The sequence below is a fragment of the Albidovulum sediminis genome (assembly GCF_025380365.1).
GTDB classification, from domain to species: Bacteria; Pseudomonadota; Alphaproteobacteria; order Rhodobacterales; family Rhodobacteraceae; genus Albidovulum; species Albidovulum sediminis.
In genome coordinates this window covers 56773-69919 of record NZ_JAOCQF010000002.1, presented here as the reverse complement: position 1 = coordinate 69919, position 13147 = coordinate 56773, and the positions used below count along the sequence as shown (strand labels likewise).

The following is a 13147-nucleotide window of genomic DNA, read 5'->3' as shown; positions in this document are numbered from 1 at the left end:
AAGGCAGATATCGGACCGGGCACCAATGGCAAAAACGCCAGCCGAACAACAGATCGTGAAGCCGTCGGCGGAAAACCTCGCGGTGGCGGCGAAAGCCGCGGGCCGCAAGGGGCCGCCGCCCGTGCACCTGTGGAACCCGCCGTTCTGCGGCGATCTCGACATGGAGATCCGCCGCGACGGGACCTGGTTCTATCTCGGCACGCCGATCGGCCGGCACGCGCTGGTCAAGCTCTTCTCCTCCATCATCCGCAGGGACGGTGACGACTATTTCCTGGTCACCCCGGTCGAGAAGGTGGGAATCCGCGTTGTCGACGCCCCCTTCGTCGCGGTCGACGCGAACGCTAGCGGCACGGGGCGCGACCAGTCGATCCGCTTCACCACCAATGTGGAGGACGAGGTCACCGCTGGACCCGACCACCCGATCCGCGTCGCCCGCGACCCCGAAACCGGCGAGCCTTCCCCCTACGTCCACATCCGCGCCAACCTCGAGGCGCTCATCGACCGCAAGACCTTCTACCGCCTCATCGAGCTTGGCGCGCACGAGGAGCGGGACGGAGAAAGCTGGTTCGGCCTCTGGTCGGGGGGGCAGTTCTTCCCCATCATCCCCTCGGCGGAGCTTGCCTGACGTGCCGAAATTCTGTGCCAACCTGACCTGGCTGTTCGGGGAACTGCCCTACATGGACCGTTTCCGCGCCGCGCGCGAAGCCGGGTTCGAAGGGGTGGAGGTGCTGTTTCCCTATGATTGCCCGACCCAGGACATGCGCGACCAACTGGTGCTGAACGGTCTGTCCTTCGTCCTGATGAACTGCCCGCTCCCGAACGCGACCGGCGGCCCCCAGGGCTTTGCCGCAGTGCCGGGGGGCGAGGAACGATTCCGTCGCGACTTCGACCGCACGCTGCGCTTCGCGCAGGTGCTCAAGCCCCTGCACATCCACATCATGGCCGGGGTGGCCGAAGGCCCCGAGGCAGAGGCCACCTTCGTGCGGAACCTGCGCTGGGCGGCCGCGCGTGCGCCCCGACAGGGCCTGACGATCGAACCGATCAATCGCATCGACATGCCGGGATACTTCCTGGCCGACTATGAGACGGCGGCGCGCGTTCTCGATGCGGTCGCGTCGCCGAACCTTGCGCTCCAGTTCGACGCCTACCATGCGCACCGGATCACCGGCGATGCCGCGGCGGCCTGGGGTGCGCATGGCCACCGCGCCCGTCACGTGCAGGTCGCGGGCTTTCCCGGCCGCCATGAGCCGGCCGGCGGCGCGATTGACTATCCCGCCTTCTTCGCCCGGCTCGCGGCCGACGGATACGACGGCTGGATCAGCGGCGAATACGCCCCCGCGACGACGACTGTCGACGGCCTCGGCTGGATCCGCTGACGGTCCTCAGCAGGCGCCGCCCGCACAGGCGTCCCCGGCCCGCTCCACCTCGAACGTGGTGTGGCCCAAGCCGAACTCCCCCGCCAGCATCGCCTTGACCCGCGCCAGGACGCGCGCCTCGTCCTGCCCATCGGCCACCACCAGATGCGCCTCGAGCGAGGTGCGCCGCTCGTCGATCTGCCACAGGTGCAGATGGTGCAGCCCCGCCACGCCCTCAACCTCCCCGATCCGTTCGTCGATCTTGGCAGGATCCAGGCCCGCTGGCGCCGCCAGCATCAGGATGCGGATCACCGGCACGACCTCGACGAAGCAGTGCCTGAGAATCCAGACCGAGATGAGAAGCGTGATCAGCGGATCGGCGAGCCGCCAGTCCCACCACATCACCAGAAGCCCGCTGACGATCACGGCCAGGGAAGTGCCCGCATCCGACAGGTTGTGCAGGAAGGCCGCGCGGATGTTCATGCTGTCCCGCGCCAGCCGGAAGGTCAGCGCCGCCGTGATGCCGTTGATCACCAGCGCCACCGCGGCGAGGATCACGACGATGCCGCCCTCGACCGGCGGCGGATCGACCATCCGCTCGGTCGCGGCATAGCCGAGCCAGAGGCAGACCACGATCAGCGTGGTGTAGTTCACCAGCGCCGCGATCACCTCGGCCCGGCCGTAGCCGAACGACATCCCGGGATGCGCCGGGCGACAGGCGATGCGCCGCGCGGCAAAGGCGATGATGAGCGCCAGCGCATCCGAAAGATTGTGCATCGCATCGGCGATGAGCGCGACCGAACCGGCGATGATCCCGCCCACGATCTGGGCCGCGGTCAGGATCAGGTTGGTGGCGACCGCCGCCGCCACCTGCCAGTCACCCCTGCCCTCGATCCCGTGGTTGTGGCCGTTGCCATGTCCGTGGCTTAGGCCATGGGTGTGGGCGGCATGTCCGTGATGATGATCGTGGTCGGGCACTGTCCTGATTGTCCTTCGATGTTGCAAACCCGCGAGGCTTGCGCGGGCACGCCGGCGTCGGGCGGGGGGCCGTCTGCCCCCCGCACCCCCCGAGAGTATTTGTCCCAGAATGAAGAGCAGCAACACCCCATTCATTCTGGAGGAAATACTCCGGGAGCGCGAGGGCCGAGCCCTCGCTCCTTCAGCAGCGACTCAGTGCGCCTCGGCCCAGTTCGCGCCCTGTCCGGCATCAACGACCAGCGGCACGTCGAGATGCACGGCAGGGTGGGCGGCACCTTCCATGGTCCGGCGCGCCGCGGCGATCAGATCGTCCGCGGCACCGTCCTCGACCTCGAAAAGCAGTTCGTCGTGCACCTGCAACAGCATCCGTGCCGGGAGCCCCGCGATCGCCGGCGGCATCCGGATCATGGCGCGGCGAATGATGTCGGCGGCGGCCCCCTGGATGGGCGCGTTGATCGCGGCGCGGCGGGCGAAGCCGGCCGTCGGCCCCTTGGCGTTGATCTCGGGCGTGTGGATCTTGCGCCCGAAGAGGGTCTGGACGAAACCCTTGTCCTTCGCGAAGGCGACGGTCGCGTCCATGTATTCGCGGATACCGGGGAAGCGTTCGAAATAGGTGTCGATGAAGGCCTGCGCCTCGGCGCGCGGGATGCGCAGGTTGCGCGCAAGTCCAAAACCGGAGATGCCGTAGATGACGCCGAAGTTGATCGCCTTCGCCCGCCGCCGCACCTCGAGCGTCATCTGGTCCAGCGGCACGTTGAACATCTGGCTTGCCGTCATCGCGTGGATGTCGATGCCGTCGCGGAAGGCCTGCTTCAGCGCGGGGATATCCGCGACATGGGCGAGGATGCGCAGTTCGATCTGGCTGTAGTCGAGGCTGACGAGCCGCATGCCCGGCCCGGCGACGAAGGCTTCGCGAATGCGGCGCCCCTCTTCGGTGCGCACGGGGATGTTCTGGAGATTGGGATCGGTCGAAGCAAGCCGCCCGGTGTTCGCCCCGGCGATGGAATAGCTGGTGTGGACCCGCCCGGTTTCCGGGTTGATATGGGTCTGGAGCGCGTCGGTGTAGGTCGATTTCAGCTTCGAGACCTGCCGCCAGTCCAGCACCCGTGCCGCCAGCTCCGCCGGGCGCCCCAGATCGGTGTTGGCGGCAATATCCTCCAGCACATCCGCGCCGGTGGCATAGGCGCCGGTCTTGCCCTTTTCGCCGCCGGGCACGCCCATCACGTCGAAGAGAATCTCGCCCAGCTGTTTCGGCGAGCCGACGTTGAAGGGCTGCCCCGCCAGCTCCTGGATCCCGGCCTCGAGCCCCGCCATCTGTTGCGCGAAGGCATTCGACATGCGCGAGAGCACGTTGGGATCGACGCGGATGCCCGCCATCTCCATCTCGGCCAGGACCGGCACCAGCGGACGTTCGAGCGTCTCGTAGACGGTCGTGACCTGCGCCCGGTGCAGATCCGGCCGGAACGCCTGCCAGAGTCTCAGCGTCACGTCGGCGTCTTCGGCCGCATAGCGAACAGCGGTGTCGACGGGAACCCGGTCGAAGGTGACGGCCGACTTGCCCGAGCCCAGGAGCGACTTGATCTCGATCGGCTTGTGGCCGAGGTAGCGATCCGACAGCCCGTCCATGCCGTGGTTGTGGAGCCCGGCGTGCATCGCGTAGCTCATCAGCATGGTATCGTCGAAGGGGGCGATGCGGATGCCGTGGCGGGCGAATATCTTCCAGTCGTACTTCATGTTCTGGCCGATCTTGAGGATCGCCTCGTCCTCGAGCACCGGCTTCAACGCGGCGAGGACCGTGTCGGCGGGCAACTGGCCCTCGGTCAGCGCGTCGCCGGCAAAGAGGTCGCCGCCCTGACGGTGGCCGAGGGGGATGTAGCAGGCTTGCCCCGGCACCACCGCCAGCGAGATGCCGACCAGGTCGGCCCGCATCTCGTCAAGGCTCGTGGTTTCGGTATCGACAGCGACATGGCCTGCGTCCCTGATCGCGGCGATCCAGCGGTCGAGCGCGGCACGGTCGCGGATGCATTCGTAGGCATCATGCAGGAACGGCACCCGGTCCGGCTCTGCCGCGGGGCTTGAAGCTGGTTCGGCAGCGTGCGCGGGGGTCAGGCTGTTGTCCGGCATCGCCGGCGCTTCGATCTTCAGCGCCTCGGCCACGCGACGGGTGAGGGTGCGAAACTCCATCCGCGAAAGAAACTCCATCAGCGGGCCAGGCTGCGGTTCGCGCACCTCCAGATCGTCGAGCGTCCCGGTCACCGGCGCGTGGGCGTCGAGCGTGACCAGGCGCTTGGAGATGCGGATCAGGTCGGCACTGCCCTCGAGCGCCTCGCGCCGCTTGGGCTGCTTGATCTCTCCGGCCCGCGCCAGAAGCGTCTCGAGATCGCCGAACTCGTTGATCAGGAGCGCGGCCGTCTTGATGCCGATCCCGGGCGCGCCGGGCACGTTGTCGACGCTGTCGCCAGCCAGCGCCTGCACATCCACCACGCGCTCGGGCGGGACCCCGAACTTCTCGATCACCTCGTCGCGATCGATGGTCCGGCTTTTCATCGCGTCGAACATGACGACGCCGTTGCCGACAAGCTGCATCAGATCCTTGTCGGAGGAGATGATGGTGACGTCGCCCCCGGCTTCGGTCGCCTGGCGGGCGAGCGTGGCGATGATGTCGTCGGCCTCATAGCCCTCCATCTCCAGGCAGGCGACGTTGAAGGCACGCGTCGCTTCCCGCGTCAGCGGGAACTGCGGGCGCAGATCCTCGGGCAGGTCCGGGCGGTTGGCCTTGTACTTGTCGTAGATCTCGTCGCGGAAGGTCTTCGAGGAATAGTCGAAGACGACCGCGATATGGGTGGGCCCGGACTTGCCGCGGTTCTGCGTCAACTGGCCCCAGAGCATGTTGCAGAACCCCGCCACGGCGCCGATGGGAAGGCCGTCGGACTTGCGCGTCAGCGGCGGCAGCGCATGATAGGCGCGGAAGATGAACGCCGAGCCGTCGATCAGGTGCAGATGGCAGCCCTTGCCGAAGGTCATGTCGCGTCTCCCGTCCCTGCTTGCCCGGCCCAAGTCATCGCACGAACCCGAGGGCGGTGCCACCCCGCCGCGGCCGCCTCAGTGGCCGACCGTGTTCGAGAAGAGGTTGATCACCAGCACCCCGAGGAGGATGAGCGCGAGCCCCGCCACGGCGGGCATGTCAAGTGTCTGCCTCGACCAGAACCAGGCCACGAGCGCGATCAGCACGATGCCAAGGCCCGACCAGATCGCGTAGACGACCCCGGTCGGCATCACCCGCAGCGGGAACGACAGGCACCAGAAGGCGATCACATAGCCCGCGACGGTCACCACGGTGGGGGCAAGCCGCGTGAAGCTCTCGGAACGCGACAGCGCGGTGGTGGCGACCACCTCCGCCACGATGGCGCAAAGAAGAAACCCGTAGGCCTTCAGCACCGGCGCACCCGGCGGATGTGAAAGGAAAGTTTCCGCTCAGTGATCGTCGTGGGCATGTTCGCGGTCGATGACGAACTTCTTGTCGCAATAGCCGCATTCCACGAACCCGGTGTCCTGCGGGATCGTCAGCCACACGCGCGGATGGCCCAGCGCCCCCTCGCCGCCGTCGCAAGCCACCTTCCAGGTGGTCACAACCTCTGTCTCGGGCGCAGGTATCGGCATCTTGGCAGCTCCGTCAGGCTTTGAATTCCGGCCCGCGATGATAGCGATCCTGCCGGCGTCGGCAAGGGTGGCAAAGGGGCGATGTTGCGGGGCGCGCGCTCAGTCCGCGCGGGGGAGCATCCGGCCGAGGATTCGGCCGCCGAGGATGTGGAGGTGGTAGTGCGGCACCTCCTGCACGCCGGCCTCGCCCGTGTTCGAGATCGCGCGATAACCGCCGCCGCCGCCGCCCGGTGCCGCCCCGGTCATGCGGCAGACCTCGCCTGCGGCGCGGGTGAAGTCGGTGATTTCCTCGGCACTCGCCTCGGTCGCGAAGTGATCGAAGTTGACATAGGGGCCCTTGGGAATGACCAGCACGTGGATGGGGGCCTGCGGGCCGATGTCGTGGAAGGCCAGCGTGTGCTCGGTCTCGAGCACCGTCCTGTTCGGGATCTCGCCGCGCAGGATGCGGGCGAAGACGTTACCGGGGTCGTAGCTGTAGCTCATCATGTCCTCAATCGGCAAAGAGATGGGGGGTTTCGGCAAGCCTTTCGGCCACCGCGTCGGGAACGGACAGGAAACGGGCGAGGATGCGGGCGGCCTCCTGCGGCGGGGCATTCTGCGGCAGGAGCATATGGCAATCCCCCGCCGCGTCCACCATCCGGTCGCTTTCCAGCCGGAACTGCCGCCGGATCGCGGGCAGAAGCACAGCCATTGCCGCCGCTGGCGTGCGGTCGCCCGCCAGCCCGACCCGGCGCGCATGGCCGGCCAGATAGTCGTCGGAAAAGTCGACCCCCAGTTCCAGCACGCTGATGCGCACCCCGTCGGCCCTGCAATCGTGCAGGAAGTCCGCGCGCGACGGATCGAGGCATATCAGAAGCCGGTCGGCGCCATAGTGTTCGTAGATCAGCCGCAGCACGGCCAGACGGTGGCGCGACCGCTTGGCAAGGCTTTTCTCGATCCCGCCAAGGTCGGGAAGCGCCGCCCCGGCCTCATCGAAGACATAGTCGAGCGCCGGCACATCGGTGGCCTTGCGGATCGCCTCGGCCAGGCGCTTGGCGACGTGCCACTTCTTGCAGACGACGACATGCAGCGACCGTGCCTTGCCGACACGCCCCCCGCTTTCCCAGGCGCGCGGGGCAAAGCGACGCCCTTCCCGGCCAAGCCCGGTCATCAGCGCGACGACCTTGCGCCCCTCTCCTGAGACCTCCGCCGGCCGTCCGGTGTCCTGGTAAAGCCGGCCGAGCCGCCGCCTGAGTTCCAGCGCCTCGGTGCTGATCTTTCGCGCAAAGAGGCTGTCCTGGGCCAGAAGGAAGTCATAGTGATCGTTGTGGAAGGTCGTAGGCATCCCGTAGTCGCTGAAACTCAGGAAGGTCAGCGACCGCGACCGTATCTCGGGCCCCGGAACGACGTGGCGCACGAGGGTCTGGAAGAACGTCTCGTCCGGGATCCAGGTCGTGCGGAAGAAGCGGACGACATCGGGGCGGCTTCGGCACAGGTCCAGCACCTTGTCGATGGTTCCGCGCCGCAGACACCACCACTGGCTGCCGATCATGATGCGCAACCCCGCCGGCACCTTGCGGCGCAGGCCAAGCCGCCGCTGCACGTTCAGGCTTGCGTAGAACAGAGCCTTGCGCGTCCGCTCGTTGAAGTAATGCCGGTAGACCAGCCGCTCCTCGCGGATACCGGTCTTGATCCAGCCGCTTTCAAAGAAGTCGAAGCTCTCGATATGGTCCGCGTCCTCGCGCACCAGCAGCGCATGGGCGTATTCGGCCGACTTGATCGCCATGCAGTCGCCGGAAATCATGTAGAAATGCGTCGCGTCCGGAAAGGCCGTGCGTGCGGCTTTCACGGCCTCGAGCGTTGCCTCCACAAGGCTCCATTCCCCCCACCCGCAGCGGACGCGCCGGGCCGCGAAGGTCACGCCCGCCACGCCCGAGAGCCCTTCGCGGATGCGGGCGTAGCTTTCGTCCGGCGCGCGGCCGTCGAAATGCACGGCCACGCAGTCGCCGGCCTCGGCCAGGCTGCGGGCCTGCCGGATGACGCCATCGGGGTCCTTGTGACAAAGCAGGATGAATGCGATCTTGGCCATGGCCGGGCGAGACTTGCAGGTTGCGGGCTTCCCGCTCAATAGCTTTTTCGGAGATCGAATTGACAGAGGTTATTTCGGTTTCCTAAAGGTTTCCAGGCTAGGGCCTGCCATAAGGGCGGCTGCGAAAGGAAGCGGTGTATGGGTTTTCCCGGTACCTGGATGACCGAAAGCGAAAGCATGGTCTATCGCGTCGTTCCCAAGTGCGCCTGTTCGACCATCGGGCAGATCATGTTCTTCTCCGATCACGGACGCTTCTTCGACGGCGATATCCACGATTCGACCGCCGGGCTGCACAAGTGGGCGCAGGAAGGCAGCCAGCCGCGGATCGAGGCGAACGTGCGCGCACACGCATCCTACGCCTTCACCTGCGTGCGCAACCCCTACACGCGTATCCTGTCCTCCTTCTTCGACAAGATCGCGGGGATCCAGCGGAACGGGAAACGCTACCGCGGCAAGTTGGTCCCGATGCTGATCCAGAAATACGGGATCGAGGTCGGCAGCCCCGAAGACGGCTTCGACTTCGACCAGATCAAAAGCTTCCGCCGCTTCCTGCTGTTCGCGCGCGACACCATCCGCTGGAACCGGCCGATGGAGCCGGACATCCACTGGTCGGCCATGTCGGGCCACATCGCGACCTTCATCGCCAACGGCGGCCGCTTCGACCACATCTTCTGGACCGAACGCTTCAACGAAGGGATGCAGGTCGTCCTCGACAACACGCAGGTCGCGCACCCGATCGGGCTGGCCGACATGCCGCGCTTCAACGAAAGCGAAGGGCACGGGCCGAAGCGCGCCCACCCGGTCGAGGCCTATTTCGACGACCTGTCGATGCATCTCGTCTACGATATCTACAAGCGGGACTTCGTCCTGTTCCGCTATGATTTCGAGAATCCGGCCAACAAGATGCCCACGGGCGAGATCGACCTGGACGAGGTTCATGCCAAACTATCCGGCTGAGCGCGCCGCGCCCTGCCGATCACGAACCGCTCGCGTCGACGTCTGTTGCCCGATCACGCAGCGCGGTGCTACCTGATCCCGAAACGCCGCGGAGGATGTCGCAGATGGGTTTTCAGTCGCTCGACCGGTTTTCGGTCCTGATCGGCGTCGCAGTCCTGACGGCCCTCGCGCTTGGACTTGTCGCGCTCTCGCCCTGGGCCTGGGTCGGGGTGGCCGTGTTCGGCGGCCTGACGGCGGTCGGGATCCACGACCTCCGTCAGAACCGGCACTCGATCCTTCGGAACTACCCGGTTCTCGGCCACATGCGCTTCATGTTCGAGGGGATCCGACCGGAAATCCGCCAGTACCTGATCGAAAGCGACCATGACGAACTGCCGTTCTCGCGCGACGAACGCTCGCTCGTCTACCAGCGCGCCAAGGGGGTGGAGGACAAGCGCCCCTTCGGCACCCGCGCGCGCGTCTATGACGCGGGCTACGAATGGATCACTCACTCGGTCCAGCCCTGTCACATCCCCGACACCGATTTCCGCGTCACCGTGGGCGGCCCCGACTGTCGGCACCCTTATGAAGCCTCGATCTACAACGTCTCGGCGATGAGCTTTGGCGCGCTGTCCGCGAACGCGATTCTGGCGCTCAACAAGGGTGCCAAGACGGGCGGTTTCGCGCATGACACTGGCGAAGGCGGCATTTCCCGCCACCACCGCGAGGGCGGGGGCGACCTGATCTGGGAAATCGGCTCCGGCTACTTCGGCTGCCGCACCAGGGATGGCCGCTTCGACCCCACCCGTTTCGCCGAACAGGCGTCCGACCCGCAGGTGAAGATGGTGGAAATCAAGCTGAGCCAGGGTGCCAAGCCCGGCCACGGCGGCATGCTGCCCGCCGCCAAGATCACACCCGAGATCGCCGAGGCGCGCGGCGTGCCGATGGGGGAGGACTGCGTTTCACCCGCCGCGCACAGCGCCTTCTCGACCCCGATCGAGTTCATGGACTTCATCGCGCAGTTGCGCGATCTTTCGGGCGGCAAGCCGGTGGGCTTCAAGCTCTGCATCGGTCACCGGCGCGAATTCATGTGCATGGTCAAGGCTATGCTGGAAACCGGGATCACCCCCGACTTCATCGTCATCGACGGAAAGGAAGGCGGGACCGGCGCCGCACCGCTCGAATTCGCCAACCACATGGGCATGCCGCTGGTCGAGGGGTTGACCTTCGCCCACAACACGCTGCGCGGCGCGGGGCTGCGCGACCGCATCCGCATCGGCGCCTCGGGCAAGCTGATCACCGCCTTCGACATCGCCAAGGCCTTCGCGCTGGGTGCGGACTGGGCAAACTCGGCCCGCGGTTTCATGTTCGCGATCGGTTGCATCCAGGCGCAGGCCTGCCACACCAACCACTGCCCCGTCGGCGTGGCGACACAGGACCCGCTGCGCGCCCGCGCGCTGGTGGTGACCGACAAGACCCAGCGCGTCGTGAACTTCCACCGCAACACGCTGAAGGCGCTGGGGGAACTGACCGGGGCGGCTGGTCTCGCGCATCCATCGGGCTTCCTGCCCCATCACCTGATCATCCGCGAAAACGACCGCAACATGCGGACCGGAGACGAGGTCTATCCCTACCTGCCCGAGGGCTTCCTGCTGCGCGCAGAGGAGGACCGCTTCGGCTATCTCCTGCGCTGGAAGCGCGCGCACCCGTCCAGTTTCGCGCCGATGGGGGCCTATGTCTGAGGGAATGATCGCCGCCCCCGCCGTTGCATGACACTGCTGCCGGCCCCGCGCGATTGCCCCAGGCCGCGCTGAAGGAGCACGGGCATGATTGATGACGTCGAGGATTTCTTCACCAAGGGCTGCGGGCGCTGCGCCCGCTTCGCCACGCCCGACTGCTCCACCCGGCGTTGGTTGGAGGGACTGGCCGAGCTGCGCCGCATCTGCCTTGCCGCCGGGCTTGTCGAAACGGTGAAGTGGGGCCACCCGTGCTACATGCACGCGGGCCGCAACATCGCGATCATCGGCGCCTTCCGCGGCGACTTCCGCCTGACTTTCTTCAACGCGGCGCTTCTCAAGGATGCGGCCGCAGTGCTGGAGCGTCAGGGGACCAACAGCCGCCACCCGGACATGATCCGCTTCACCGACAGCGGACAGGTCACCGCGAAGGAGCCTGCGATCCGGGCGTGCCTCGGCGAGGCGAAGGGCCATGCCACCGCGGGTACCCGACCGCCGCGGGAAACGGATGAGCCTGACCTGCCCGCGGAACTGATCGAGGCCATGGCCTCGGACCCGGAGCTTGCCGCGGCGTTCCGCAAGCTGACGCCGGGCCGGAAAAGGAGCTATGTGCTCAACCTGAGTGCCGCGAAGGCACCCACGACCCGGGCAGCGCGAATCGCGAGATTCCGTGCGGGGATCCTGGCCGGCAAGGGCGTCAACGGGCGCTGAGGTTGTTGACGCCGGCGACGGCGATCGTCTCAGATCAACCCGTCCGCCCGGAAAAGCGCCTTCACGTCCGCCTCTGGTCGGGCGCCGAAGTGGCTGATGACCTCGGCCGCCGCAACGCAGCCCATGCGCCCGGCCTTCTGCAGGCTCTGGCCGGTGGCCAGCCCGTAAAGGAACCCGGCCGCGAACTGGTCGCCCGCGCCGGTCGCGTCGACCGGAACCACGCGATGCACCGGAACCTCGGCCCGTTCCTCGCCGCGGATCAGGATCACGTCGGCGCCCGAGCGGGTGCAGACGATCAGCGGACAGTCCGCACGGGCCTGCGCGAGCGCCGCCTCGAGGTCTTCGGTCTGATAGAGCGAGCACCATTCATGCTGGTTGCCGATGACATAGTCCATCTGGTCATGGACCAGGCGCCGGAAATCCGCCCGGTGCCGGTCCACGCAGAACGGGTCGGACAGCGAGATGCCGGCCTTGCCGCCGCCCGCGTGGCAGGCCTGCGCGGCCTTGAGGAAGGCCGCCTTCCCCTCGTCCTTGTCGAACAGGTAGCCCTCGAGAAACAGGTAGTCGGTCGCGCGCACGACCCCCTCGTCCAGATCGTCCGGTCCGAAATCCGCGCCCGCGCCCAGATAAGTGTTCATCGACCGCTCGCCGTCCTTCGTGACGAAGATCATCGAGCGCGAGGTCGGCAGTTCGGCGCTGGCGGACGGTGGATTGGGAAAGTCCGTCCCCTCCGCTTCCAGCGATCTGGCGTAGAACCGACCCAGCGCGTCGTCCTTGACCTTGCCGACGAAGGCAGTTTTCAGACCCAGGTTCCCCAGCCCCGCCAGCGTGTTGCCGACCGATCCTCCGGGCGCCTGCGTCCGGTCCTTCATCGCGGCGTAAAGGGTCTCGCCGCGCTCGCGGTCGACAAGCTGCATGATCCCCTTCTCGATCCCCATCCAGTCGAGGAAATCGTCGTTGCATTGCGTCAGCACGTCGACGATGGCGTTGCCGATGCCGACAACCTGATAGCGGTTGGTCAAAACGTCTTCTCCTCGAACGGGCAAAGGTCGCGGATGATGCAGGCGCCGCACTTGGGCTTGCGGGCAACGCAGATGTAGCGGCCGTGCAGGATCAGCCAATGGTGCGCGTGCTGCTGGAATTCCGCGGGCACGTTGTCTTCGATCGCGCGCTCCACCGCCTCGACCGTCTTGCCGGTGGCGATACCGGTGCGGTTGCCGACGCGGAAGATGTGGGTATCGACCGCCTGCGCGGGAAAGTGGAACCACATGTTCAGGACCACGTTCGCGGTCTTGCGCCCGACGCCCGGCAAGGTCATCAGCGCGGCGCGCGACGATGGCACCTCTCCGCCGTAGTCCTCCTGCAGGATGCGGCTGAGCTTCATCACGTTCTTCGCCTTCTGGCGGAAGAGGCCGATGGTCTTGATGTGCTCGACCAGCACCTCCTCGCCCAGCGCCAGCATCTTTCCGGGCGTGTCGGCCACGCGGAACAGCGCGCGCGTGGCCTTGTTCACCCCGGCGTCGGTTGCCTGCGCCGAAAGTGCCACGGCAACGAGAAGGGTGAAGGCGTTCACGTGCTCCAACTCCCCCTTCGGCTCGGGCTCCGAGGCGTGGAAGCGGGTGAACATCTCCCGTATGGTGTGATAGTCAAGCTGGCTCGCCATGACCGGGATATGCCCCGGCGCAGCGCGCGCCTGCAAGCGC

General features: G+C 66.8%; 13 protein-coding genes. 5 read left to right on the top strand and 8 right to left on the bottom strand.

Annotated elements, in window-relative coordinates:
* The first annotated feature begins 25 nt into the window (after positions 1-25).
* Together N5I32_RS12025 and N5I32_RS12020 are read left to right on the top strand one after the other, a co-directional pair.
* Positions 26-625 carry a DUF1285 domain-containing protein gene (locus N5I32_RS12025; protein ID WP_261496121.1) on the top strand — a complete coding sequence of 200 codons (600 nt, stop codon included), beginning with the start codon at positions 26-28 and terminating at the stop codon, positions 623-625.
* A gap of 1 nt (position 626) precedes the next feature.
* On the top strand, positions 627-1376 hold the full coding sequence (locus N5I32_RS12020; protein WP_261496120.1) for a hydroxypyruvate isomerase family protein: 750 nt from the start codon (positions 627-629) through the stop codon (positions 1374-1376).
* 6 nt (positions 1377-1382) lie between these two features.
* Here N5I32_RS12020 and N5I32_RS12015 read toward each other — a convergent pair whose 3' ends face one another.
* The 6 genes from N5I32_RS12015 to N5I32_RS11990 form a co-directional block, all read right to left on the bottom strand.
* The gene (locus N5I32_RS12015) at positions 1383-2333 is read right to left on the bottom strand and encodes a cation diffusion facilitator family transporter (RefSeq protein ID WP_261496119.1); all 951 of its coding nucleotides are present in this window, start codon (positions 2331-2333) and stop codon (positions 1383-1385) included.
* Between the two features lie 192 nt (positions 2334-2525).
* Positions 2526-5357, bottom strand: coding sequence for a DNA polymerase I (gene polA, locus N5I32_RS12010; RefSeq protein WP_261496118.1), 2832 nt, complete (start codon positions 5355-5357; stop codon positions 2526-2528).
* Between the two features lie 78 nt (positions 5358-5435).
* Complete coding sequence (locus N5I32_RS12005; RefSeq protein WP_261496672.1) at positions 5436-5768, bottom strand: DMT family transporter; 333 nt, start codon at positions 5766-5768, stop codon at positions 5436-5438.
* A gap of 39 nt (positions 5769-5807) precedes the next feature.
* Positions 5808-5993: a zinc-finger domain-containing protein gene (locus N5I32_RS12000; RefSeq protein ID WP_261496117.1), complete on the bottom strand. Its 186-nt coding sequence runs from the start codon at positions 5991-5993 to the stop codon at positions 5808-5810.
* A 99-nt stretch (positions 5994-6092) separates the two neighbouring features.
* Positions 6093-6476, bottom strand: a complete 384-nt coding sequence (locus N5I32_RS11995) for an HIT domain-containing protein (protein ID WP_261496116.1) — start codon at positions 6474-6476, stop codon at positions 6093-6095.
* 7 nt (positions 6477-6483) lie between these two features.
* Positions 6484-8061: a DUF5928 domain-containing protein gene (locus N5I32_RS11990; protein WP_261496115.1), complete on the bottom strand. Its 1578-nt coding sequence runs from the start codon at positions 8059-8061 to the stop codon at positions 6484-6486.
* A 138-nt stretch (positions 8062-8199) separates the two neighbouring features.
* Between N5I32_RS11990 and N5I32_RS11985 the strand changes: the two genes are divergently transcribed.
* The 3 genes from N5I32_RS11985 to N5I32_RS11975 all read left to right on the top strand — a co-directional run bounded on the left by N5I32_RS11985 (position 8200) and on the right by N5I32_RS11975 (position 11444).
* A complete protein-coding gene (locus N5I32_RS11985; protein WP_261496114.1) occupies positions 8200-9018 on the top strand; it encodes a sulfotransferase family protein in 819 nt (272 codons plus the stop codon).
* 104 nt (positions 9019-9122) lie between these two features.
* A complete protein-coding gene (locus N5I32_RS11980; RefSeq protein WP_261496113.1) occupies positions 9123-10739 on the top strand; it encodes an FMN-binding glutamate synthase family protein in 1617 nt (538 codons plus the stop codon).
* A gap of 84 nt (positions 10740-10823) precedes the next feature.
* Entirely contained in the window at positions 10824-11444 is a 621-nt protein-coding gene (locus tag N5I32_RS11975; protein ID WP_261496112.1) for a YdeI/OmpD-associated family protein, read from the top strand.
* Positions 11445-11473: 29 nt separating this feature from the next.
* Here N5I32_RS11975 and N5I32_RS11970 read toward each other — a convergent pair whose 3' ends face one another.
* Complete coding sequence (locus N5I32_RS11970) at positions 11474-12466, bottom strand: adenosine kinase (protein ID WP_261496111.1); 993 nt, start codon at positions 12464-12466, stop codon at positions 11474-11476.
* Complete coding sequence (nth, locus tag N5I32_RS11965; RefSeq protein WP_261496110.1) at positions 12463-13107, bottom strand: endonuclease III; 645 nt, start codon at positions 13105-13107, stop codon at positions 12463-12465. The genes N5I32_RS11970 and nth overlap by 4 nt, the downstream gene beginning before the upstream one ends.
* Positions 13108-13147 lie beyond the last annotated feature (40 nt).